The following is a 22,084-nucleotide window of genomic DNA, read 5'->3' as shown; positions in this document are numbered from 1 at the left end:
GGAATGACGATATTCAGAGGTTCAGGGTTTTTCAGATTGGCAGCTGCTGGCGCCGGTACTCGGTCGGCGTCTGGTTGTGGCGGCGTTTGAAGGCGGCGTTGAACGGGCTCAGGGAGCGGTAGCCGATATCCAATGCAATGGTGAGGACGGGGAGGTGCGCCTGCTTCGGGTCCGCCAGGCGCCGGCTCGCCTCGTCGATGCGAAACCGGTTCAGATACTCGTTGAAATTGCGGTGACCCAGGTGGCGGTTGATCAGTGCGCGAAGCATATACTCCTGGGTGCCGAGTTGTTCCGCCAGCTCGCGGATGGTCAGGCCCGTGTGTCGGTAGCCGCCGTTTCGCATATGGGACTGCAGTTTTTCCAGCAGTTGGCGCTGTTGCTCGTCCAGCGGTTGCGATTCCTTTTCGGGTAGCTCCTCTTCTATTTCGGATTCTGCGGCTTGCGGCAGGGATTCGCTCAGGGCTCCTGGGGATAGCGCCAGCAGCCACAGGCAGGCGGCCAGGGCAAGTCCGCTCGCCAGCACCGCGTGCAGTGTTGGCACACCGGCGGGAATCGGCTGGTAGGAGAACAGGAATTCGGCGCAGACCACGACCAGCATGTAGCAGCCGATGGTGATCAGCAGCACCGCGCGCAGGTTGCGCCGCGATTCCACCAGGTCCGACTGGTACTGGCGCAACAGTGCAACCAAGCCGGCGCCGAGCAGGCCGAGTTGCAGTGGCTGCTTGAGCAGGTACAGCCAGTGGCGCAACGCCGGCCAGTGCCCGGCGTCCAGGTGGGCGGCGGCGAGGCCGACCGCCAGACTCATCGCGATCAGGGCCCAGCCCCAGCGCGGAAAGCGCTCGCACTCGCTGCACAGTGCGAAGGCGAACAGCCAGAAGGCGCCGGGGATCAGTTCGGTGGGGAGGTCGACCAGAACGTCCATCAGCGGCCCGCGGTCCGGCAACACCGGGCGCAGCAGGTAGAAGAAAACTCCAATAATCAGGACCAGCAGCCAGCGCCCCGCGGGCTGGTGGCGGTAGCTGATCGCCAGCTTTGCCGCCGCCAGTAACAGCAGTGCGCAGGCGCTGCCGGTAAAAAAAATAAAGCTGGCGGTCATCAGTCTGTCTTCCGTCCTCTGGCTACCGCCATCTGGACGCCCAGGCATCCAGCACCTTGCTGGAATAGGTGTGGCGGCCGTAGCTGCCGTTGTAATAGGCGAGGGCGTTGGCCAGGTTGCCCTTGGCCTTGCCGATATAGTGCTTGAGGATGGTGCAGCCGTAGCGCAGGTTGGTGTCCATATCGATCAGGTTGTCGTCGGGGCGGCCGATTTCCTTTTTCCAGAAGGGCATCACCTGCATCATGCCTTGGGCGCCCACCCGCGACACCGCGTAGGGATCGAAGGCGCTTTCGATCTGGATCACCGCCAGCACGATCTCCGGGCGCAGCCCGGCGAGGGTGGCCTCGCGGTGCACCGCCTTGAGCACGTGCATGCGCTCCTTGGGGTCTTTGATATAGCGGGCCAGCGGTTGGGACTTGGACATCAGCCAGACCTCCGCGTCGAAGCGATCGGTGAAGCTGTCCGCCTGGGTGATCGCCTCTTTCAGGGCGAGGCGCAGCTCCGGGTCTATTTCCGGAACCTTCACCTGGGCCTGGGCGCCGGCAAATATGAGGCTGAGCAGCAGTGTGGTCAGGCTTTTTCTTATCATGACGGGAGATTTTACGGAAAGGCGGGAAGGAAGGGCAGCGGCAACTGCGGATTGCCGGTCGGTCCCGGGACAATCGTCGTACCGGCGCAGGCCGGTATCCAGAGTCTGGGCACAATGCTTCTTCCGCACCTTCGCACTGGATCCCGGGCCAAGCCCGGGATGACGATTGAGCGGGACTTAGTGTCCTATCAGTTTCAGCAGCACTTCCTCCAACTGCGATTCCGCAAACTCCTGGCTCTCGGCGTCGCGGCGACCCTTGTACTCCACCACGCCCTTCTCCAGGCCGCGGTCGCCGATGACGATGCGATGCGGAATACCCAGCAGTTCCACGTCGGCGAGCATGGCGCCGAGGCGCGCCTTGGGTTCATCCATCAGCAGCACGTCCACACCTTTATCGCGCAGGGACTCGTACAGATGTTCGCACTTTTCTCTGACCACATCGCTCTTGTGCATATTGATCGGCACTATCGCCAGTTGGAAGGGGGCGATGGCGTCGGGCCAGATGATGCCGGCGTCGTCATGGTTCTGCTCGATGGCTGCGGCCACGATACGGGATACACCGATGCCGTAGCAGCCCATGACTAGCACTTGCTCCTTGCCGTTCTCGTCCAGTACCGTGGCGTTCATCGCGCGGCTGTATTTGTCGCCGAGCTGGAAGATGTGGCCCACCTCGATGCCGCGCTTGATCTCGAGCTGGCCCCGGCCATCCGGGCTGGGATCGCCGGCGACCACATTGCGCAGGTCCTCGATACGGCCGAGCTCCACGTCGCGGCCCCAGTTGACCCCAGTGTAGTGATAGTCGTCTCTGTTGGCGCCGCAGATGAAGTCCGCCAGATGCGCGGCGGAGCGATCGACGATGGTTTCGATCTTCATTCCCACCGGACCCAGGGAGCCGACGCCGCAGCCGAGTTCCTCGGCGATGCGTGCCTCCGGCGCAAACTGCAGCGGGCCGGCGACCCCCGGCAGTTTTTCCGCTTTCAGTTCATTCAGCGCGTGATCGCCCCTGAGGACCAGAGCTACCAGGGGAGCTCTGTCACTTTCTTCCGGGCCCTCTGGGCATTCGCCCAGCACTATCAGCGTCTTGATCGAGTGCGCCGGGTCCGACCGCAGGAATTCACTCACTGCGGCGATGGTCTTCTGCCCCGGGGTGTGCACTTCTTCCATGCTCCTGGTCCCCGTCGGGCGCTCGCCCGCGGGTGCGGTAGCCTCCGCCAGTTCCACATTGGCGGCGTAGCGGCTCTCGGTGGAGAAGGCGATATCGTCCTCGCCGCTCTCGGCCAGCACGTGGAATTCGTGGGAGTGGGAGCCGCCGATGGAGCCGGTGTCCGCGAGTACGGGGCGGTAGTCGAGGCCGATACGGTCGAAGATGCGGCAGTAGGCAGCGTGCATCACGTCGTAGGTCTCCTGCAGGGAGTCGACGTTCAGGTGGAAGGAGTAGGCATCCTTCATGGTGAACTCGCGCGCGCGCATCACGCCGAAGCGCGGGCGTATCTCGTCGCGGAACTTGGTCTGCACCTGGTAGAAGTTGACCGGCAGCTGCTTGTAGCTGTTGATCTCGTTGCGGACCACGTCGGTGATTACCTCCTCGTGGGTCGGGCCCAGGCAGAAGGGATTGTCGTGGCGGTCCTTGATGCGCAGCAATTCCGGGCCGTACTGCTGCCAGCGGCCGGACTCCTCCCACAGCTCCGCCGGCTGCACCACCGGCATCACCACCTCCAGCGCGCCGGCGCGGTCCATCTCCTCGCGCACGATGCGCTCCACCTTGCGCAGCACCCGCAGGCCGGTGGGCAGCCAGGTGTAGAGACCGGAGGACAGGCGGCGGATCATACCGGCGCGCAGCATCAGCTGGTGGCTGATGACCACGGCGTCGTTGGGAGTTTCTTTCTGGGTGGCGATCAGGTAGAGGGATGCGCGCATAAGATGATTCAGTTTGTATTGCTTTTCGGGCTGGCCATTTTACGCCGGGGAGGGGGGAGCTTGGTAGGGGCGAACCTTGTGTTCGCCGAGGGTGGGGCGTCGACAGGGGCGAATACAGGGGGCGCCCCTACAAAAAACCCCGCTGGAGCGGGGTTTTGACGGCATCAGGACTCGGCCATTTCCTTCAGCTTCTTCAGCGGCCGCACCTTCACCTGGATGCTGGCGGGCTTGGCCTTGAACGTGGTCTCCTCGCCGGTGAAGGGGTTGATACCCTTGCGGGCCTTCTTGGCCGGCTTCTTCACGGTGGTGATTTTCAGCAGGCCGGGCAGGGCGAACTCGCCCACGGAGCGCTTCTTCACGTGGGCCTCGATCACGTTGGTCAGCTCATCCAGAACGGACTGGACCTGCTTGCGGGTCAGTTCGGTGTTCTCGGCGATCTGGTTGAGGATCTGGGTTTTGGTGTACTTTTCCTTTACCGCAGAGACTTTCTTGGCCGGAGCGGCCTTCTTGGCGGGTGCCTTTTTCGCTGCGGTTTTCTTCGCGGGGGCTTTCTTAGCTGCTTTTTTCTTGGCGGCCATGAGTAGCTTCCTTCTATGGTGTTTTTCCAGTGAAAATGTGTTCGTACAGCGGGGTACTGCCGGGAAGTATATATGGTTTTTTTTTGCGCGCACGGGAAAATGCGGGAAAAACAGTGCTTTTTTCACGTTTTTGTCCCCCGGTTTGGCCCCCTGGGCCCCGGGCAGGCGCCTGCCGGCACAGCTTCTTCCCCCCGGGGCGCTCATGTATAATCTGCGCCCCCTTGTATTTCAGGTACCCAGCAATGCCGATCTACGAATACCAGTGCAGCGCCTGCGGCCACCAGATGGAGGCCCTGCAGCGCATGAGTGACGCCCCTCTGACGGACTGCCCCGCCTGCAGCGAGGCCACGCTTCGCAAGAAGATCTCAGCGGCCGGCTTCCGCCTCAAGGGCGGCGGCTGGTACGAAACCGACTTCAAGACCGGCGGAAAGAAGAAGAACCTGGCCGGAGACGCGGCCAAGCCCAAGGAGGGTGGGGCAAAGAGCGGGGCAAAGGCGGACAAACCCGCCGCCGGGGCCAGTTGAGCCAGCCCCGGGCTAAATTGACAATCCAATAATCGACTACGGGAATTTGACTCCATGCGCACCGACTACTGTGGCGCCCTTCGTTCCGCGGATATAGACCGCGAAGTAACCCTGTGTGGTTGGGTGGACCGCCGCCGCGACCACGGCGGGGTGATCTTTATCGACCTGCGCGACCGCGATGGCATAGTGCAGGTGGTGTTCGACCCGGATGCGGGCGCCCACTTCGAGCAGGCGGACCGGGTACGCAGCGAGTACGTGCTCAAGGTGACCGGCCGCGTGCGCGCGCGCTCGCCGGAGACGGTAAACCCGAATATGAATACCGGCGAAGTGGAGATCTATGGCACCGCGCTGGAAATCCTCAACAGCGCTGAGACCCCGCCGTTCCAGTTGGACGAGCACACCGCGGTGGGCGAGGACGTGCGCCTCAAATACCGCTACCTGGACCTGCGCCGCAATGAGATGCAGCGCAATCTGCGTTTTCGCTCCAAGCTCACCACCGCCGTGCGCAACTACCTGGACGGCGAGGGTTTCCTGGATATCGAAACCCCGATCCTGACCCGCGCCACCCCCGAGGGCGCGCGGGATTACCTGGTGCCGAGCCGCACCCACGAGGGCAAGTTCTTCGCCCTGCCGCAGTCGCCGCAGCTGTTCAAGCAGCTGCTGATGGTTTCCGGTTTCGACCGCTACTACCAGATCGCCAAGTGCTTCCGCGACGAGGACCTGCGCGCGGACCGCCAGCCGGAATTCACCCAGATCGATATCGAGACCGCCTTCCTCGACGAGGGCGAAATCATGTCCATCACCGAGGGCATGATCCGCAGCCTGTTCAAGGAATTGAAAGAAGTGGACCTGGGCGAGTTCCCGCGCATGTCTCACTGGGAGGCAATCCTTAAATACGGCTCCGATAAGCCGGACCTGCGCATCCCGCTGGAACTGGTGGAGATCAAGGACCTGATGACCGAGGTGGAGTTCAAGGTGTTCTCCGGCCCGGCCAACGATCCCAAGGGCCGTGTGGCCGCCCTGAAGGTGCCCGGCGGCAACGACAAACTCACCCGCAAGCAGATCGACGACTACGGCAAGTTCGTCGGCATCTACGGTGCCAAGGGCCTGGCTTATATCAAGGTCAACGACAAGTCGGACCTGGAGAACGGCCTGCAGTCGCCCATCGTCAAGTTCCTGCCGGAGAGTGTGCGCGCCGCGATCCTCGAGCGGCTCGAAGCGAAGAACGGCGACCTGATTTTCTTCGGCGCCGACAGCCGCAAAGTGGTTTCCGAGGCCTTGGGCGCGCTGCGCTGCAAACTGGGCGAAGACCTGGACCTGTACACCCGCGAGTGGGCGCCCCTGTGGGTGGTGGACTTCCCCATGTTCGAGGAAGAGGACGGCGGTAGCCTCACTTCCCTGCACCATCCCTTCACCGCACCCTCGTGCACCCCGGAGGAGTTGGAAAAAGCACCGCTGGACGCCCTTTCCCGCGCTTACGACATGGTGCTCAACGGCACCGAGCTGGGCGGAGGCTCCATCCGTATCCACGACCAGTCCATGCAGCAGGCGGTGTTCGACACCCTGGGCATCGACGAAAAAGAGCAGCGCGAGAAGTTCGGTTTCCTGCTCGACGCCCTCAAGTACGGCGCACCGCCCCACGGCGGCCTGGCATTTGGTCTCGACCGACTGGTGATGCTGATGACCGGAAGCGACTCTATTCGTGACGTCATCGCCTTCCCCAAAACCCAGAGCGCGGCCGACGTGATGACCGATGCCCCGGGCACGGTGGAAGCCAAGCAGCTGCGCGAGCTGAACATCCGCCTGCGCCAGAAGGAAGAGCAGGTCGGTTAACTGCACTGTCGTCATTCCGGTGTCGGGGTGACGACAAAAATACATTGAGTCACAACGGAGCAATACCGGAGAGATAGATGGCGGGACATAGTAAATGGGCCAACATCAAACACCGCAAAGCGGCCCAGGACGCCAAGCGCGGTAAGGTTTTCACCAAGATCATTCGCGAGCTGACCGTGGCCGCGAAGGCCGGCGGCAACCCGGAAGACAACCCCACCCTGCGCGCCACCATCGACAAGGCGCTCAGTAACAACATGAAGCGCGACACCATCGACAAGGCCATCGCCCGCGGTGCCGGCAATGCCGAGGGTGACAATTACGAGGCGGTGACCTACGAAGGTTACGGCGTCGGCGGCGTCGCCGTGCTGGTGGAGTGCCTGACCGACAATCGCAACCGCACTGTGGCGGAAGTGCGCCACGCCTTCTCCAAGCGCGGTGGCAACCTGGGCACCGACGGCTCTGTGGCCTACCTTTTCTCGCGCAAGGGCCAGATGTACTACGAGCCGGGCGTCGATGAGGACGCGCTGATGGAGGCTGCGCTGGAGGCCGGTGCCGAGGATATCGAGACCAACGACGACGGCAGCATCGAAGTCACCACCGAATTCCAGGACTATATGCCGGTGAAGGACGCGCTCACAGAGGCGGGCTTGAAGCCGGACAACGCCGAGATCGCCATGATTCCCTCTACCACCGTGCCGATGGACAAAGAAGGCGCGGAGAAGGTAATGGCCCTGGTGGATATGCTGGAGGATCTGGACGATGTGCAGAACGTCTATACCAATGCCGATATCCCCGCCGAGGTGATGGAGCAATTGGCTTAATAGCTTCCCACTTCCTGGCTCCCCTCTCCCGCTCGCGGGGGAGGGGCTGGGGGAGGGGGCCGAGCCGCAGGCCCGTTTTGTCTTCCGTCCTCTGTTATCTTCCCTCTGTATCCTTGACGCCTTCCCCCCACCTTGGGAAACTCCCGCCACTATATAAACATACAGATACCAACTGGAGAGCCGCTTGACCCGAATTCTGGGCATAGACCCCGGCTCGCGCAAAACCGGCTACGGCCTGATCGATACCCAGCGCGGCCGCGGCTGCTACGTGGCCAGCGGTGTGATCCGCCTGCCGGATGGCCCGCTGCCGGAACGGCTCAAGCTGATCTTCGACGCCGTGAGCCAGATAGTGCAGCAGTACGCGCCGACGCAGATGGCCATCGAAAACGTGTTTATGTCCAAGAGCGCCGGCTCCGCTCTCAAACTGGGCCAGGCCCGCGGCGCGGCGATCGTGGCCGCCACCTGCGCGGACCTGCCGGTGGCGGAATACGAGGCGCGCAAGGTAAAGCAGGCGATCGTCGGCAACGGCGCCGCGGACAAGCTGCAGGTACAGCATATGGTGAAAACCCTGCTGCAGTTGCCGGCCTCGCCGCAGGAGGATGCCGCCGACGCCCTGGCGGTGGCCCTCTGCCATATGCACACCACGCAGGCCCTGGTTCAGGCCGCCGGCGGCACCCGCGGGCGCTTTCGCCGCGGCCGCCTGACGATTTCTTAAGGAAGTGACAACCCATGATCGGAAGACTGAGCGGCACCCTCGCCGCAGTGCAGCCGCCGCAGTTGCTGGTGGACGTGCAGGGAGTGGGCTACGAAGTGCTTGCGCCCATGACCACGATTTTCGAACTGCCGCCCCTTGGGCAGGCGGTGCAACTGCACACCCACCTGGCGGTATCGGAAACCGCGCAGCAGCTGTACGGCTTTATCCGCGAAGGGGATCGCCAGTTGTTCCGCACCCTGATCAAGGTCAACGGGGTGGGCCCGAAGATGGCGCTGGCGATCTTGTCCGGTCTCGATGGCCACGCCCTGGCGCGCTGCGTGGCGGAGGACAATATCGGCGCGCTGGTCAAGGTGCCCGGAGTGGGCCGGAAAACCGCGGAGCGACTGGTGATCGAGCTGCGCGACAAGCTGGCGCCCCAGGTCGGCGACGCCAACGATATCCCGCTGATGGCCGCCAGCGCACCGAAAGTCGATTGTGCCGGCGAGGCTGAGAGCGCCCTGGCGGCACTGGGTTACAAGCCCACCGAGGCCACAAAAATGGTGGCCAGGGCCTGCAAGGAGCAGCCGGACGCCGACAGCGCCACCCTGATCCGCCTGGCCCTCAAAAGTATGGCGCCGGCGTGATAAGTGGAGAGTGGCGAGTGCAGGGCAATCGGATTGTAGGAGCGGCCGTTGGCCGCGATCGATTTTTGGAGCTGGAAAATGATTGAAGCCGACCGCCTGATCGCCCCCGAACCCATAGGCCCCACTGGCCAAGAGGACCAGCACGACCGCGCCGTGCGCCCAAAATCCCTGGCCGACTACGTGGGCCAGCCGGTGGTGCGCGAGCAGATGGAGATCTTTATCCAGGCCGCCAAACTGCGCGGCGAGGCCCTGGACCACACCCTGGTATTCGGTCCGCCGGGGCTGGGCAAGACCACCCTGGCGAACATCATCGCCGCGGAGATGGGCGTGGCCATCAAGACCACCTCCGGGCCGGTACTGGAGAAAGCCGGCGACCTGGCCGCGCTGATGACCAACCTGGAGCCGGGGGATGTGCTGTTTATCGACGAGATCCACCGCCTCAGCCCCCATGTGGAGGAGGTGCTCTACCCGGCAATGGAGGACTACCAGCTGGATATCATGATCGGTGAGGGCCCGGCGGCGCGCTCGATCAAGCTGGACCTGCCACCTTTCACCTTGGTGGGCGCCACCACCCGCGCGGGTTTGCTCACCTCGCCACTGCGCGACCGCTTCGGCATAGTGCAGCGGCTGGAGTTCTACAGCGTGGAGGATCTCACCAGCATCGTGCGCCGCTCCGCGCGCCTGATGGGGGTGGAAATGGATGAGGGCGGGGCGCTGGAAGTGGCCCGCCGTTCCCGCGGCACGCCGCGGATTGCCAACCGCCTGCTGCGCCGGGTGCGCGACTACGCGGAGGTGAAGGGCGACGGCAGCGTCGGTGTGGAGATCGCGGACCTGGCGCTGAACATGCTCAACGTGGATGCGCGCGGCTTCGACCACCTGGACCGGCGCATGCTGCTGGCGATGATCGAGAAGTTTGACGGCGGCCCGGTGGGAGTGGACAGCCTGGCGGCGGCGATCAGCGAGGAGCGGGACACCATCGAGGATGTGCTGGAGCCCTTCCTGATCCAGCAGGGCTATATCACCCGTACTCCGCGGGGGCGGGTGGTCACCGCATTGGCCTACGAGCATTTCGGCGTGCCGAAGCCGGATCGAGGGGTTTAGTCGGACAGATCGATCGCGGCCACTGGCCGCGATCGGAGTTTCAGAACAGCAAAGGGGCAGGGGTGAAAGAGCCATTCAGCATCCCCATCCGCGTCTATATAGAAGACACAGACGCGGGTGGAATCGTCTACTACGTGAATTATTTGAAGTATATGGAGCGCGCGCGCACAGAATTCATGCGCTCGCTCGGCTATGATAAGCCCGCGATGCCGCAACAGGGCCTGTTGCTGGTGGTGCACTCGGCGGAGATCCAGTACCGCCGTTCAGCACAGCTGGACGACGCGTTGCGGGCCACCGCCTCGATTGGCAAACTGGGGCGCGCCGCGGTGACCTTCGAGCAAGAAATTTACCGCGGGAATGAAATTATTTGCGCCGGTGTGGTCAAAGTCGCCTGCGTGGCCGATGACAACCGCAAACCTTGCGCATTACCCGAAACCATTTATTCAGCATTAAAGGCAGCTAGTTAAAAGATGAACGCCGGTGAACAACTTTCCCTGTGGGGACTGATACTAACCGCCAGTCCGCTGGTACAGCTGGTGATGTTGCTATTGCTGCTGGCCTCGGTGGTCTCCTGGGTCATGATCGTGCAGCGCGGTCTCTACCTGTCCCGCGCCAAGAGCGCCTTGTCCGGCTTCGAGCGGCGTTTCTGGTCCGGAGCGGACCTCAACCAGCTGTTCCGCGAGGGCAACGCCCGCGCGGAGAAAGGGCGGATGCACGGCCTGGAGTCGATTTTCCGCGCCGGCTTTACCGAGTTCACCCGCCTGCGCCAACAGGGCCGCAGCGGCCCGGAGGCGGTGATGGACGGCTCCGAGCGGGCCATGCGCGTTGCGATGTCCCGGGAGCAGGAGCGCCTGGAGATGAACCTGCCGTTTCTCGCCAGCGTGGGCTCGGTGAGCCCCTATATCGGCCTGTTCGGCACCGTATGGGGCATCATGAATTCTTTCCGGGGCCTGGCCACCATGCACCAGGCCACTATCGCCACGGTGGCGCCCGGCATCAGTGAGGCCCTGGTGGCCACCGCCATGGGTCTGTTCGCGGCGATCCCCGCGGTGCTGGCCTACAACCGCTACGCCGCCAAAGCGGAGTGGCTGCTGTCCAGTTACGAGACCTTCGCCGAGGAATTCTCCTCCATCCTGCACCGCAAAGTGCACTCCAGCTAGACGGGATGCATCTATGAGTGTTGCTCGCAAGGCACCCAGGAAAAAACTGGTCTCCGAGATCAACGTCGTTCCCTATATCGACGTAATGCTGGTGCTGCTGGTGGTGTTTATGGTGACCGCGCCGCTGCTGATGCAGGGGGTCAAGGTGGACCTGCCCGACGCCCCGTCGGCGCCGATCGAGGACACCGACGACGAGCCTTTGATTGTCTCGGTGCGCGCCGATGGCACCTATTACCTGAATCTGGGCAAAGATGAAAAAGAGGCTAAACCGCTGGCGGAGATCCGCGACACCGTAGCCAAGGTATTGCGCCAGAAGCCCAAGACTCCGGTGCTGGTGTGGGGCGACACCGACGCCAAATACGGCCTGATTGTCGGTACCATGACCCAATTGCAGCAGGCCGGTGCGCCCAGTGTCGGCCTGGTCACCGAGCCGCCGCAGGAGTAAGCCGGGATATGCGAGGCTCCTATTCGCTGGCGATTGTGATCAGCCTCCTGTTGCACGGGACGCTGATCGCCGTGGTCACCTATGGTTGGGAGGCGACCAGCAGGCCCGAACGCAAGCCCATGCCCCAGTTCGTGCAGGCGAAACTGGTGACCATCGAGCCCAAGGTCACCCAGAAGAAGACACCGCCCAAGGTGGATCTGGAACAGAAGCGCCGCCAGCGCGAACTGGAGCGCCAGCGACAGGCGGAAGCGGAGAAAAAGCGCCGCGCGGAAACCGAAAGAAAGAAGAAAGAGGCGGAGAAAAAGAAGAAAGCGGAGCAGGAGCGCAAGAAGAAGGAGGCGGAAGAAAAGGCCCGCCGCGAGAAAGAGCGCAAGGAGCAAATCGAGCGCGAGCGCCGGAGCGCCTTTGACGAGGCGCTGGAGGAAGAAGAGGAGCTGCTGGAGGCCACCGAGGACACCCAGGCGGTCATGTCTGTGGCCCAGGCCATCCAGATGCGCATCGAATCTGTGTGGAGCCGCCCGCCCAGTGCGCGCAATGGCATGCTCACCGTGGTACAAATAAACTTTGTACCCACCGGCCGCGTGGTGGCGGCCAACATCGTGGAAGGCAGCGGCAATGCGGCGCTGGACCGCTCGGTGCTCACCGCCATCCGTAAGGTGGAGGTGTTTCCCGAGGTGGCCGAACTGGCCCGCAAGGAGCCCGCCCTTTTCGAACGCGAAGTGCGTACAACCCTGTTGAACTTTAGAGTCGAAGATCTGCGCCAATGATTAAAAAACTCGCTACGCTACTCCCGGTTCTCGTCGCCCTGGTCGCCGCATCGCTCAGCCTGGGCGCCCGTGCCCAGCTGGTGGTGGATATCACCAGCGGTATCGACGACCCCACGCCGATTGCCGTTTCCCCGTTCAGCTGGTCCGGTACCGGCGTGCTGCCGGAGGATATCTCCGACATCGTCGCCGCGGACCTGCGCCGCAGCGGGCTGTTTGCGCCGGTACCGAAAGAGGACATGCTCTCCTTCCCCAAGTCCGCGGATGAGGTGTCTTTCCGTGACTGGCGGGTTCTGGGTACCGAATACGTGGTGACCGGCCGAATAGAGCCCCAGGCGGCCGGCTACCTGCTGACCTTCGATCTGGTGAATATCTTCGGCCAGAACAAGATGTTCACCAAGCAGGTGAGCGGCGGCAGCCGCCAACTGCGGGATATCGCCCACCGCGCGGCGGACGAGATTTTCGAGGCAATCACCGGTATCCGCGGTGCCTTCTCCACGCAGATGATCTACGTACAGCAGAACACCCGCGGCGGCCAGCCCAGTTACGCGCTGATGCAGGCGGATATCGACGGCGCCCGTGCGCGGGAGGTCCGCCGCTTCAGTGCCCCGGTGATGTCGCCCATGTGGTCGCCGGATGGCCAGGAGGTGGCCTATGTGTCCTTCGAGACCGGCCGGCCGGCGATCTTCCGCGAGAACCTGCGTACCGGAGCCCGCCAGCAGTTGACCAACTTCAAGGGCCTCAACAGCTCGCCCACCTGGTCGCCGGATGGAAGCAAGCTGGCCATGGTGCTCTCCAAGGACGGCAATCCGGAGATCTATGTGCTGGATCTGAGCAGTGGCAAGTTCACCCGGATGACGCGACACTTCTCCATCGACACCGAGCCGAACTGGATGCCGGACGGAAAATCCCTGGTTTTCACCTCGGATAGGGGAGGTAAGCCACAAATTTACCAATTGACTCTTGCCACCGGTCAAGTAGACCGCTTAACCTTCGACGGCGACTACAACGCAAGGCCGCGGGTATCTCCGGATGGGAAAACGCTGGTAATGGTCCATCGCAACAGAGGTGTATTCACCATTGCGACAATGGATATCAATACCGGCAGAATGCGTGTTCTCACCGAGACGCGTCTGGACGAATCCCCCAGCATCGCGCCCAACGGCGCTATGCTGATGTACGCCACCAAGCGGGGGGACAAGGGTATCCTGGCGGCGGTGTCGCTGGATGCCGGGGTGAAGTACAGCCTCCCGTCCCAGAGCGGAGATGTTCGCGAACCGGCGTGGTCGCCTTACTTCGATTGACTTTCTTTAGATTGGTAAGGGGCGCCCGTTCAATGCCACCACTGGCGGTGCTTTCGGCGGGTGTGGAAATCAGACAATATTAAAGTCTTACGGAATTTTTCGATAACACTAAAAGCGGAGTTGCTTATGTTGAAATCAGTAAAAACTGGCCTGGGTTTGGCCTGCGTTCTGGCGGTAATGGCGGGCTGTTCCAGCACCGACACCGAGGACACTGCACAAGAGGTGGCACAACCGACCCCGCCGCCGGTGGTGGAGGAAGCCCCCGCAGCGGAAACAGCGGTGCCCCTGGACAACGTCGTCTACTTTGACTTTGACCAGTCCCTGCTGAAGCCGTCTACCCGGGAGCTGCTGATTCAGCACGCCGACCGTATGCGCGGCAACACCAGCGGCACCGTTCGCCTGGAAGGTCACGCTGACGAACTGGGCACCCGCGAGTACAACCTGGCTCTGGGTGAGCGCCGCGCCAACGCCGTGCGTGACTTCCTGGTACTGCAGGGTGTCGATCCCTCCACCCTGGAAGTGATCAGCTACGGTGAAGAGCGTCCGGCGCAGACCGGTTCCAGCGAGAGTTCCCGCGCGATGAACCGTCGCGTTGTGATCAACTAATCGTTCAAATGGATGCCAATGGCTTTTACCATTAGACGTATCGCGATTGCCGCAGCCGCCCTGGCTGCGGCATCGCCCGTATTCTCCCAGGCGCCGATCGTCGACCTGTCCAGCGACAGTTCGCAGAGATCGGCGCCTGTTTATCGGGACGACCAGGCAGCGCGCGCCGCGCCGGTTTCCGTCCAGCGCCCGCGCGCGCAGACGAATCCCCAGGCTGACGCCTACTACCAGATGCAGGTGCTGCAGCAGGAGGTCCAGGAACTCCGCGGCGCGGTGGAGGAACTGAGGCACGAGGTCAAGCGTCTGCGCCAGCAGCGAACCGAAGACTATATGGACCTGGACCGGCGCATTGCCCGGCTGGCCGGAACGGAACCCTCACAGAAGGCTCCGGAGGAGGGCAGCGACGCACCGGAAGATAGCAACGGCGGCGCAGCCGCGGCTACGGCCACCGCCGCGCCGGAAGCCAGCGAGGACGAGCGCGACCGCTACCAAGCCAGTTTCGGCCTGGCCCGCGATGGCAACTACGATGGGGCCCGTACGGAATTCAAGCGCCTGCTGCAGGATTATCCCGAGGGGCGCTACGCCCCCAATGCCAATTACTGGCTGGGCGAGATCGCCCTGGTACAGGGAGACCTGGAAGAGGCGCGCCAATGGTTCGTGGCCCTGCTGGACAGCTATCCCAAATCCAGCAAAGTCTGGGACGGGCGCTATAAGCTGGGTACTGTTTACCACCAATTGGGCGATAACAGTCGCGCCAAGGAACTGCTGCAGCAGGTGGCAGACAGCGACGCCCGCGCCGCCGGCCTGGCCAAGAAGTATCTGGAAGATAATTTCTGATACTCGAGACCCCGGCTTCCCTGTAGGAGCGGCCGCTGGCCGCGATCAGTGTGGTAGTTACCCCAACCCTGTCGCCGCTGGTTTTTTGGCCAGAAAAAAACTATGATCCCGCGCCCGGACGGCATTCGTCGCCCGGGCTTTGTTGTTTATGGCTGGGTGAATATGACCGATCTGAGCAATGAGTCATTGCACTTTCGTGCGGAATCAGAGCGCGCGGAGTCACTGCGTATCAGCGAGATCTTCTATTCCCTGCAAGGAGAGGCTCGGGAGTCCGGCCTGCCCACGGTATTCGTGCGCCTGACCGGTTGTCCACTGCGCTGCAGCTACTGCGACTCGGAATACGCTTTCTACGGCGGCGAGCGGATGACGCTGGCGGAAATATTGCAAAGGGTACAGGGCCATCCGGCGCGCCATGTGTGCGTGACCGGCGGTGAGCCGCTGGCCCAGCCCAATTGCCTGCCACTGCTGAAAGCCCTGTGCGATGCCGGCTACGAGGTTTCCCTGGAGACCAGTGGCGCCATGCCGGTGGAGCAGGTGGACCCGCGGGTCTCGCGGGTGGTGGATTTGAAGACCCCGGCCTCCGGCGAACAGCACCGCAACCGCATGGAGAACCTCGCCGTGCTGACCGGCCGCGACCAGATCAAGTTTGTGATCTGCGACCGCACCGACTACGACTGGGCCAAGTTCACCCTGGATCAGTATCGCCTGCCCGAGCGGGTCGGTGAGGTGCTCTTCTCCCCCAGCTATGGACAGCTGCAGCCGCGGCAATTGGCGGAGTGGATTCTGGACGACGGCCTGCCGGTGCGTCTGCAGCTGCAGCTGCACAAGCTGCTGTGGGGAGATATCCCCGGGGTGTGACCGGGTGCGCGAAGCTCCAGCTCCGCATGCGGGCTGCGGGCCCGCTAATGACTGATTCAAACTGGACGTGCAAATGACCGCAAAAAAAGCCGTAATCCTGCTGTCCGGCGGCCTCGACTCCGCCACCATACTGGCCATGGCCAAAGCCGAGGGCTACGAATGCTATGCCCTGGGCTTCGATTACGGCCAGCGCCACAGCGCCGAGTTGCTGGCGGCCCAGCGGGTCGCCGCCGATCTGGAGGCTCGCGAACACAAGGTGGTCGCGCTGGATCTGCGCTCCATTGGCGGTTCGGCACTGACCGACGACAGCATCGACGTACCGGAAGAGGAGACCGGCGGCATTCCGGTGACCTATGTGCCTGCGCGCAACACCGTATTCCTGTCCATCGCCCTGGGGTGGGCGGAAGTGCTGGGGGCACAGGATATCTTTGTGGGAGTCAACGCGGTGGACTATTCCGGCTATCCGGACTGCCGCCCGGAGTACATCGAGGCCTTCGAGCGTATGGCCAACCTGGCTACCCGCGCCGGTGTTGAGGGCCACAAGCTGCGCATACGCGCGCCGCTGATGCAGATGAGCAAGGCGGATATCGTGCGCCGGGGTACCGAACTGGGCGTGGACTACAGTCTGACGGTGTCCTGCTACCAGGCGCGGGCAGACGGCGCCGCCTGCGGCCGCTGCGACAGCTGCCGCCTGCGCGCCGCCGGTTTTGCGGAGGCGGGGCTGACGGACCCCACGGTCTACGCCGGCTGAAAATGCCGGCTTGGCCCGCAGCATCAGCTCGGGGCTAAGCCATTAAATTCTTTAGATTTTTTTGTTGCCAGGTATTGTTTTTTCGAAATAGATCCGTAAGATACGCAGCTCCTCACATCGAGGGATCAAAGGGTCGTTAGCTCAGTTGGTAGAGCAGTTGGCTTTTAACCAATTGGTCGCTGGTTCGAGTCCAGCACGACCCACCATATTCGCAAAGGGCTGCCGTCAGGCGGCCCTTTTTGTTTTCTGTTCACCGGCGGCGGGGTTGCAGAAAATAGCCATGTTCCCTGTGCGGGCTCCACTTGAAGTGATCCCTTAAGGCTTTGGCCCTCGCTGACTTCTATGCCAGTGGGACGACCGGCCTTACCGGCGATTGCGTTCGGAGATTTCCCTGCTGTGCTCGCGGCGTATCTGCTTCAGCAGTTTGTGGTGGGCCTTGTCAATTGCCGTTATTGCCTGCCAGTCGATGTCGGAAGCATCGAACTGGTGTCCGGGGCCCCATACCTGGGTGCTGACCCTGCTCTGTTCGTTCTCGCCCCCCTCCCAGGACACGGCAATACGCGCTCGCTCGAGGGTGTTCAAATACTCGTCCAGTCCACCGAACTTCTCTTCGATGTGTTTTTTCAGATCGTCGGTAAGGTCGTAGTTTTCGGCGTTAATTTCGAGTTCGATCATTGCAATACCCTCGGAGTGAGCCGGCTCGGGGCGAGAAATGGCGCAGCGAACCAGCGGGAAGGTTAAAGCCGATGGCTTTATGGGAGCTGGCGGTATGAATAAATCAGTGAAACTGTTCACGACTGCAATCATTTGATGACGTAAAGTAAAAGAGTGCATTACTTTTGCAAATTGTGACTAATCATAAATATCGGTCATTTGACGAGATTGCTTTTCCTTAATCCAATTTCATTTGATTATAATGTGAACAGTTACACATTATATTAGAAATAATTGCATATCTACTGCGCATATCTACTGATAGGCCACTACAGGACCCAGACATGCTTGCACCCAAACGACTTCTGCCCTCTCTCAGTATGCTCAGCATATTTGAGGCTGCCGCCAGGAGGGGCAGTTTTTCTGCTGCCGCGGAAGAGCTCTGCTTGAGTCAAAGTGCCGTAAGCAGGCAGATCAAATGTCTTGAATCCCAGTTGGAACATGAGTTATTTGTCCGCGACCGGAAAACCGTCCGCATTACTGATGCGGGAGAGCGGTATGCGAAAGCCATTCGGGAAGCGCTCCTCTTGATAGCTAACGCATCCATAAACCTAAGAGCCAGTCCGGAAAGAAATACACTTAATTTGGCGATTTTGCCTTCCTTGGGAGGAAGCTGGCTGGTACCCAGGCTATCTGGATTTCTTGAGGAAAACCCGGATATAAAGATTAATTTAACTACATACACAGAGCCCTTTGACTTCCATAAGGAAAACATCGACGTTGCCATACATTTTGGCAGCGATCGCTGGAATAATGCCGAAACCAGGTTTTTGATGAGGGAAAAATTGATACCAGTATGCTCGGCGGAGTTTCTAAAAAAACACCCGTTAGGAAACCCGGAAACTGTTTTGGATGTTCCTCTCATACACCTCACTATCAGGCCGGACGCATGGGAGCGCTGGCTCAGGTCCCAGGATGTGGAATTTGATTATTTGACAGGCATGATGATCGACCGGTTCGAAATCGCTATTAAGGCCGCACAATGTGGCATGGGACTGGCATTGATCCCGGAAATCCTGTTGTCGGATTATCTTGCAAATGGCACGTTAGCATGCCCCTTCAAAACCTGTGTTGAAAGCGAAGGTGCCTATTATCTGGTTTGGTCTAGAGATACAGGCTATTTGACAGCGCTGAGTAGAATTTACGATTGGTTGGAAAAGGAAATCAAAGCCTGCGATATTTCTCCAGCGAATACTGATTGAGCGTAGTGGGGAATTCTTTTTGTCTAGGCCTCGTCCCCTTGAGGCATCTGCAATTTTTCTGATCGATAACTACGAGCTGCGCATACAAGGATATGTGCTCATATCGGATGTATTACAGCCAAATGGGCTTTGCGGTGGAAAGTCCGTATTTGGGCTGGAGCGGATTGACAGGGCGCTATTCGGCACTCTGTCAATCCCAGGGGTTGGTTAGAATTGCGCGTCCAGGCGCACGTAGTAGAAGCCGCCGTTCAAGCCCGCGGGGGAATTCAGCGGGTAGACGGCGCCGAGGAAGCCGGGCTGATCGCCGTACTCGTGCTTGTCGGGATAGGTGTCAAACAGGTTTTTGGCACCGACACCGACCTGGAAGGTATCGTTGAGCTGTGCACTGACCTCGGCGTCCACCAGTACGATCGGGTCGGTCCTCACGGGCAGCGTTTCATCGTTGAACAATAACTCCAGGGTTTCGCCGTAGTAGTTGGTGCGCACCATCGCGTTCCACATACCGAAGCTGTGGTTGATGGTGAAGGTGGCCCGATGCTCCGGCAGGAAGTCCTCCAGTTCCTCGGCGCGCGCCTCGCTGACGGTCTGGCCGCGGTTGACAACCTTGGTATCGGTCCAGTTGTAAGCCAGGGTGAAGTCCGTGAAGCCCGCGCTCGATTCAAACGGTGCCGAGGCGACAATGTCCACGCCCTGTGTTTCGGTATCGAAGTCGTTCACAAAGAACTGGATCTCGCTGATGGTCTGGGCTTCGGCGTTCCCCATGGCGAGCAGCGCGGCGCGGTCATCTTCCGTGATACTGGTATTGGTCAGTGCGATACGGTCATCCACTTTGATATTGAAGTAGTCGATGGTGAGGTCCATGAACCCGGCGGAGATCACCGTGCCGATGCTCAGGCTGGTGGATTCCTCGGGTTGCAGCTGCTCGCCGCCCTTGAACTGCGCCACCGCATTGGTGGGCGGTACTACCAGTGCTTCGATGAGCTGGCCGTCCGCGAAACTGGTCGAAGCGCGGCGCAAACTGCTCTGGCCGACCGTGGGCGCCTTGAAGCCGGTGCTGGCCGCTGCGCGCAGGCTCATCCAGTCGGTCAGGTCCAGGCGAGCGGCGATCTTGCCGTCAAAGGTGCTGCCGAAATCGTCGAACTCTTCGAAGCGCATGGCGCCGGACAGCAGGAAGTTATCGGTTATATCGGCTTCGAGATCCAGATAGCCGGCGTAGCTGTCGCGGTTGAAGGTGCCGGCGACGTCGTCGGAGAAACCCTGAAAGCCATTGGAACCGATCGAGAAGCCCTGGTCCTCAAAGCCACCGGGCGCGAAGGATTCGGTCTGGCCGGCGATGATTTCAAACTGCTCCTTGTGGTACTGCAAACCGAAGGCCACGTTGAGATCCGAGGCCAGGCCGCTGATGGCCACCGGGTAGCTGAAATCGGCGTTTGCCATACGTTCGAACTGGATTTGGCTGCCGAGATCGAAGCTTGAGGGGCTGTTGGGGCCATAGGAGGCATTGACGGAGTTGTAGATCGTGTAATCGAGCTTGCTGCGACCGGCGGAAGCACTGAAGTCATAGGTCATGCCGTTAGACCACTCACCGCGAATACCGGCGGCGAAGCTGGAGTCGGTTACCGTGCCGCCAAAACGTGGGGTAAACCCACCGGGATATATCTCATTGAAGGCAAAGCAGTTCGGGTTGTTGGCCACCTGGTCCTGGTAGACGGGGTCGTTGAGGACATTATCCACGCCGGTCAAGTGAATGGTTGGGCACCCCTCACTGTCGTCCGGGGTCAGGTCGGCCACCAGCAGAGCGGGTTCGTCGTCATCGGGGGTAGCGGTTCCCTTGCCATCCGTGAATGTATAAACGCCGCTCCGGCCTTGCGGATGGCGGTAGAAGAAGCTGCCGTCGGTATCGCGGGTGGCGAAGTTGCCGAAGGCGTAGATTTCACTGCTGTTCCCCACCTCCATGGCGGAGTTGACGAAGATCTTGTAGTCGTCGGTAATTTCCGGAGTGCCCCAGACGACAACCGGGTCGGGAACGCTGGTGTTGCCTGCATGCACCAGCGCCTGGGCGCCGGGATCCTGGATGCCGCGGCTGGTAGCTTCGGTATCCTTGATCTCAAAGGCGAGGGTGGCGAAGCCGTCTTGGCCCAGGTGGGAGCCAAACAGTCCGGAGATTTCGCTGATTGCGCCATCGCCCTCGAAATACTGGCCGCTCCGAACCTGAATCTGCCGCGCTTCCGGGTCGTCTGCCAACACGAAATTCAGCACGCCGGCGATGGCGTCCGAGCCGTACTGGGCGGCGGCGCCGTCGCGCAGGACCTCGACCTGTTTCATGGCGATGCCGGGCAGTGGTGAGATATCCATACCCTGGGCGCCCTTGTTGACACCGGCAACAAATTCGCCGATCACCGCCCCGCGGTGGCGGCGCTTGCCGTTCACCAGCACCAGGGTGTTGTCAGCGGGCATGCCGCGCAGGTTGGCAGGCCGCACCAGGGTGCCGGCGTCGCTGATGGGTTCGCGGCTGACGTTGTAGGACGGCACCACGTTGGTGAGCACGTCCAGCATATCGCTGCTGCCCTGGGACTTCATCTCGGCGTCACCGATAACGTCCACCGGTACGGGCGCGTCGAGGACAGAGCGGCCGTCGCGGCGGCTTCCTACCACCGCGATTTCTTCGATGGTGGTTGGCCCGCTGTCTGTCAGTTTGGTCTCTGTCGTCTCCGCATTGGTGTAGGCCGCGGCAAATGCCCAGATAGGGACGGTGGTCAATAACAGCGGAAATTTTACGTGTTTCATTACTTTGCTCTCCCGAAGATAGACGTGATCGAATGCTTTGTGAGACTGCGCTTTCAGTTTCGAATGAAATTGCGATTCTGCTTTGAACTTCTCCCCCTTTGATTCAAGGCAACCTCCTGAAGTCGCAATGTAAATCTGTTGCGCGATTTTATTCCCTTTAGGCTTATTATTGTTTTATTGAATGTCCTCCTTGTTTTTTTGCGCCATCGAAATATTTTATGGTTGTGTTTCTGTTCCTCGGCCGAGCATCCTTACTCGGTCAGGCTGAAGGCAGCGATAATAATTATTGCTATAGGCGCTACAAAGCGCGCCGCAAAAAGCCACAACCGAAAACCAATAGGCCCCAGCTTGATTTGATCCAGCAAGGTCCGGCGCGATATAAACCAGGCTGAAAAAATCACAATTAATAGTCCGCCAAGTGGCAGCAAAATGTTGTTGACGAGCACATCTGTAAGGGCGTTGAAGTCCCTTCCATAAACCTTAAAATGAGAGAAAGTGTTGTATGAGAAAATAGATAGCATGCTTAACAGGGCTATTGCAGAAAAAACAATGATCGCTGCCCGGCGACGGGAAATATTCCACTCATCCATCAGGAAAGAAATAAGCGATTCCACAAAGCCGATCATTGTGGTAATGGCCGCGCACGACAGTGAGAAGAAGAACAGAATGCTGAATAGGCGCCCGATTGGCATTTGCGAGAAGGCGACGGGAAGGGTTTCAAAAATCAACCCGGGACCACTGGCGGGGTTCAGGCCGAAGGTAAACCCAATCATTGCATAAATTTCACTGATTTTTGATCAAGCCGCATGTTTCAAACGATCCAAATAATGCAACAGCTCGGATTTGACAGCGGGGTTGG

Annotated in this window: 23 protein-coding genes and 1 tRNA gene; 17 read left to right on the top strand and 7 right to left on the bottom strand. The window is 60.7% G+C overall.

Going from position 1 to position 22,084, the window contains the following annotated elements; all coding sequences use genetic code 11:
• Positions 1–31: 31 nt before the first annotated feature.
• The 4 genes from FHS09_RS17665 to FHS09_RS17650 all read right to left on the bottom strand — a co-directional run bounded on the left by FHS09_RS17665 (position 32) and on the right by FHS09_RS17650 (position 4,180).
• Positions 32–1,096, bottom strand: coding sequence for a helix-turn-helix transcriptional regulator (locus tag FHS09_RS17665; RefSeq protein WP_183462357.1), 1,065 nt, complete (start codon positions 1,094–1,096; stop codon positions 32–34).
• 22 nt (positions 1,097–1,118) lie between these two features.
• Positions 1,119–1,685 carry a lytic transglycosylase domain-containing protein gene (locus FHS09_RS17660; protein WP_183462356.1) on the bottom strand — a complete coding sequence of 189 codons (567 nt, stop codon included), beginning with the start codon at positions 1,683–1,685 and terminating at the stop codon, positions 1,119–1,121.
• Positions 1,686–1,862: 177 nt separating this feature from the next.
• On the bottom strand, positions 1,863–3,602 hold the full coding sequence (locus FHS09_RS17655; RefSeq protein WP_183462354.1) for a proline--tRNA ligase: 1,740 nt from the start codon (positions 3,600–3,602) through the stop codon (positions 1,863–1,865).
• Between the two features lie 164 nt (positions 3,603–3,766).
• Entirely contained in the window at positions 3,767–4,180 is a 414-nt protein-coding gene (locus tag FHS09_RS17650) for an HU family DNA-binding protein (protein WP_183462353.1), read from the bottom strand.
• A 242-nt stretch (positions 4,181–4,422) separates the two neighbouring features.
• Here FHS09_RS17650 and FHS09_RS17645 point away from each other — a divergent pair, with 242 nt between their 5' ends.
• The 16 genes from FHS09_RS17645 (at position 4,423) to FHS09_RS17570 (ending at position 16,728) form a co-directional block, all read left to right on the top strand.
• The gene (locus FHS09_RS17645) at positions 4,423–4,704 is read left to right on the top strand and encodes an FmdB family zinc ribbon protein (RefSeq protein WP_183462351.1); all 282 of its coding nucleotides are present in this window, start codon (positions 4,423–4,425) and stop codon (positions 4,702–4,704) included.
• 54 nt (positions 4,705–4,758) lie between these two features.
• Positions 4,759–6,537 (top strand): aspartate--tRNA ligase, encoded by a 1,779-nt coding sequence (gene aspS / locus FHS09_RS17640; RefSeq protein WP_183462349.1) that lies wholly within the window; start codon positions 4,759–4,761, stop codon positions 6,535–6,537.
• Positions 6,538–6,614: 77 nt separating this feature from the next.
• On the top strand, positions 6,615–7,358 hold the full coding sequence (locus FHS09_RS17635) for a YebC/PmpR family DNA-binding transcriptional regulator (RefSeq protein ID WP_183462347.1): 744 nt from the start codon (positions 6,615–6,617) through the stop codon (positions 7,356–7,358).
• A gap of 184 nt (positions 7,359–7,542) precedes the next feature.
• A complete protein-coding gene (gene ruvC / locus FHS09_RS17630; protein WP_183462345.1) occupies positions 7,543–8,073 on the top strand; it encodes a crossover junction endodeoxyribonuclease RuvC in 531 nt (176 codons plus the stop codon).
• 14 nt (positions 8,074–8,087) lie between these two features.
• Positions 8,088–8,696 (top strand): Holliday junction branch migration protein RuvA, encoded by a 609-nt coding sequence (gene ruvA / locus FHS09_RS17625; RefSeq protein WP_183462343.1) that lies wholly within the window; start codon positions 8,088–8,090, stop codon positions 8,694–8,696.
• 78 nt (positions 8,697–8,774) lie between these two features.
• Positions 8,775–9,797, top strand: coding sequence for a Holliday junction branch migration DNA helicase RuvB (gene ruvB, locus FHS09_RS17620; protein ID WP_183462340.1), 1,023 nt, complete (start codon positions 8,775–8,777; stop codon positions 9,795–9,797).
• Positions 9,798–9,859: 62 nt separating this feature from the next.
• Entirely contained in the window at positions 9,860–10,264 is a 405-nt protein-coding gene (ybgC, locus tag FHS09_RS17615) for a tol-pal system-associated acyl-CoA thioesterase (RefSeq protein WP_183462338.1), read from the top strand.
• A gap of 3 nt (positions 10,265–10,267) precedes the next feature.
• A complete protein-coding gene (gene tolQ, locus FHS09_RS17610; RefSeq protein ID WP_183462336.1) occupies positions 10,268–10,957 on the top strand; it encodes a protein TolQ in 690 nt (229 codons plus the stop codon).
• 13 nt (positions 10,958–10,970) lie between these two features.
• Complete coding sequence (gene tolR, locus FHS09_RS17605) at positions 10,971–11,402, top strand: protein TolR (protein WP_183462334.1); 432 nt, start codon at positions 10,971–10,973, stop codon at positions 11,400–11,402.
• Positions 11,403–11,410: 8 nt separating this feature from the next.
• Positions 11,411–12,169, top strand: coding sequence for a cell envelope integrity protein TolA (tolA, locus tag FHS09_RS17600; RefSeq protein WP_183462332.1), 759 nt, complete (start codon positions 11,411–11,413; stop codon positions 12,167–12,169).
• Positions 12,166–13,470 carry a Tol-Pal system beta propeller repeat protein TolB gene (gene tolB / locus FHS09_RS17595; protein WP_183462330.1) on the top strand — a complete coding sequence of 435 codons (1,305 nt, stop codon included), beginning with the start codon at positions 12,166–12,168 and terminating at the stop codon, positions 13,468–13,470. Before tolA ends, tolB begins: the two co-directional genes overlap by 4 nt.
• Positions 13,471–13,596: 126 nt before the next feature.
• Positions 13,597–14,076 (top strand): peptidoglycan-associated lipoprotein Pal, encoded by a 480-nt coding sequence (pal, locus tag FHS09_RS17590; RefSeq protein WP_183462328.1) that lies wholly within the window; start codon positions 13,597–13,599, stop codon positions 14,074–14,076.
• Positions 14,077–14,094: 18 nt separating this feature from the next.
• Positions 14,095–14,913, top strand: a complete 819-nt coding sequence (ybgF, locus tag FHS09_RS17585) for a tol-pal system protein YbgF (protein ID WP_183462326.1) — start codon at positions 14,095–14,097, stop codon at positions 14,911–14,913.
• 162 nt (positions 14,914–15,075) lie between these two features.
• Positions 15,076–15,771, top strand: coding sequence for a 7-carboxy-7-deazaguanine synthase QueE (gene queE, locus FHS09_RS17580; protein ID WP_183462465.1), 696 nt, complete (start codon positions 15,076–15,078; stop codon positions 15,769–15,771).
• Between the two features lie 73 nt (positions 15,772–15,844).
• Positions 15,845–16,522 carry a 7-cyano-7-deazaguanine synthase QueC gene (gene queC, locus FHS09_RS17575; RefSeq protein ID WP_183462324.1) on the top strand — a complete coding sequence of 226 codons (678 nt, stop codon included), beginning with the start codon at positions 15,845–15,847 and terminating at the stop codon, positions 16,520–16,522.
• Between the two features lie 130 nt (positions 16,523–16,652).
• Positions 16,653–16,728, top strand: a tRNA-Lys gene (locus tag FHS09_RS17570).
• A gap of 157 nt (positions 16,729–16,885) precedes the next feature.
• Here FHS09_RS17570 and hpf read toward each other — a convergent pair.
• A complete protein-coding gene (gene hpf / locus FHS09_RS17565; RefSeq protein ID WP_183462321.1) occupies positions 16,886–17,197 on the bottom strand; it encodes a ribosome hibernation-promoting factor, HPF/YfiA family in 312 nt (103 codons plus the stop codon).
• A gap of 323 nt (positions 17,198–17,520) precedes the next feature.
• On the opposite strand from hpf, the gene FHS09_RS17560 reads away from it, so the two are divergent.
• A complete protein-coding gene (locus tag FHS09_RS17560; RefSeq protein ID WP_183462319.1) occupies positions 17,521–18,438 on the top strand; it encodes a LysR substrate-binding domain-containing protein in 918 nt (305 codons plus the stop codon).
• 207 nt (positions 18,439–18,645) lie between these two features.
• Here FHS09_RS17560 and FHS09_RS17555 read toward each other — a convergent pair whose 3' ends face one another.
• Both FHS09_RS17555 and FHS09_RS17550 read right to left on the bottom strand, forming a co-directional pair.
• A complete protein-coding gene (locus tag FHS09_RS17555; protein ID WP_183462317.1) occupies positions 18,646–21,225 on the bottom strand; it encodes a TonB-dependent receptor plug domain-containing protein in 2,580 nt (859 codons plus the stop codon).
• A gap of 251 nt (positions 21,226–21,476) precedes the next feature.
• Complete coding sequence (locus FHS09_RS17550; RefSeq protein ID WP_183462315.1) at positions 21,477–21,998, bottom strand: SLC5/6 family protein; 522 nt, start codon at positions 21,996–21,998, stop codon at positions 21,477–21,479.
• Between the last annotated feature and the right edge of the window lie 86 nt (positions 21,999–22,084).

This window comes from Microbulbifer rhizosphaerae (genome assembly GCF_014191725.1).
In the GTDB taxonomy this organism is placed as follows: domain Bacteria; phylum Pseudomonadota; class Gammaproteobacteria; order Pseudomonadales; family Cellvibrionaceae; genus Microbulbifer; species Microbulbifer rhizosphaerae.
Note: the sequence above shows the minus strand (reverse complement) of the source record. Positions and strands in the feature narration are given on the sequence as shown.

Excerpts from the sequence above, each read along its gene's own strand:
- tolA (WP_183462332.1), top strand. The coding sequence starts at position 11,411 with ATGCGAGGCTCCTATTCGCTGGCGATTGTGATCAGCCTCCTGTTGCAC.
- FHS09_RS17655 (WP_183462354.1), bottom strand. The coding sequence starts at position 3,602 with ATGCGCGCATCCCTCTACCTGATCGCCACCCAGAAAGAAACTCCCAAC.
- tolB (WP_183462330.1), top strand. The coding sequence starts at position 12,166 with ATGATTAAAAAACTCGCTACGCTACTCCCGGTTCTCGTCGCCCTGGTC.
- ruvB (WP_183462340.1), top strand. The coding sequence starts at position 8,775 with ATGATTGAAGCCGACCGCCTGATCGCCCCCGAACCCATAGGCCCCACT.
- ruvA (WP_183462343.1), top strand. The coding sequence starts at position 8,088 with ATGATCGGAAGACTGAGCGGCACCCTCGCCGCAGTGCAGCCGCCGCAG.
- hpf (WP_183462321.1), bottom strand. The coding sequence starts at position 17,197 with ATGATCGAACTCGAAATTAACGCCGAAAACTACGACCTTACCGACGAT.
- pal (WP_183462328.1), top strand. The coding sequence starts at position 13,597 with ATGTTGAAATCAGTAAAAACTGGCCTGGGTTTGGCCTGCGTTCTGGCG.
- queE (WP_183462465.1), top strand. The coding sequence starts at position 15,076 with ATGACCGATCTGAGCAATGAGTCATTGCACTTTCGTGCGGAATCAGAG.
- FHS09_RS17650 (WP_183462353.1), bottom strand. The coding sequence starts at position 4,180 with ATGGCCGCCAAGAAAAAAGCAGCTAAGAAAGCCCCCGCGAAGAAAACC.
- FHS09_RS17645 (WP_183462351.1), top strand. The coding sequence starts at position 4,423 with ATGCCGATCTACGAATACCAGTGCAGCGCCTGCGGCCACCAGATGGAG.
- FHS09_RS17665 (WP_183462357.1), bottom strand. The coding sequence starts at position 1,096 with ATGACCGCCAGCTTTATTTTTTTTACCGGCAGCGCCTGCGCACTGCTG.
- queC (WP_183462324.1), top strand. The coding sequence starts at position 15,845 with ATGACCGCAAAAAAAGCCGTAATCCTGCTGTCCGGCGGCCTCGACTCC.
- tolR (WP_183462334.1), top strand. The coding sequence starts at position 10,971 with ATGAGTGTTGCTCGCAAGGCACCCAGGAAAAAACTGGTCTCCGAGATC.
- FHS09_RS17560 (WP_183462319.1), top strand. The coding sequence starts at position 17,521 with ATGCTTGCACCCAAACGACTTCTGCCCTCTCTCAGTATGCTCAGCATA.
- FHS09_RS17555 (WP_183462317.1), bottom strand. The coding sequence starts at position 21,225 with ATGAAACACGTAAAATTTCCGCTGTTATTGACCACCGTCCCTATCTGG.
- tolQ (WP_183462336.1), top strand. The coding sequence starts at position 10,268 with ATGAACGCCGGTGAACAACTTTCCCTGTGGGGACTGATACTAACCGCC.
- FHS09_RS17660 (WP_183462356.1), bottom strand. The coding sequence starts at position 1,685 with ATGATAAGAAAAAGCCTGACCACACTGCTGCTCAGCCTCATATTTGCC.
- aspS (WP_183462349.1), top strand. The coding sequence starts at position 4,759 with ATGCGCACCGACTACTGTGGCGCCCTTCGTTCCGCGGATATAGACCGC.
- ybgF (WP_183462326.1), top strand. The coding sequence starts at position 14,095 with ATGGCTTTTACCATTAGACGTATCGCGATTGCCGCAGCCGCCCTGGCT.
- FHS09_RS17550 (WP_183462315.1), bottom strand. The coding sequence starts at position 21,998 with ATGATTGGGTTTACCTTCGGCCTGAACCCCGCCAGTGGTCCCGGGTTG.
- FHS09_RS17635 (WP_183462347.1), top strand. The coding sequence starts at position 6,615 with ATGGCGGGACATAGTAAATGGGCCAACATCAAACACCGCAAAGCGGCC.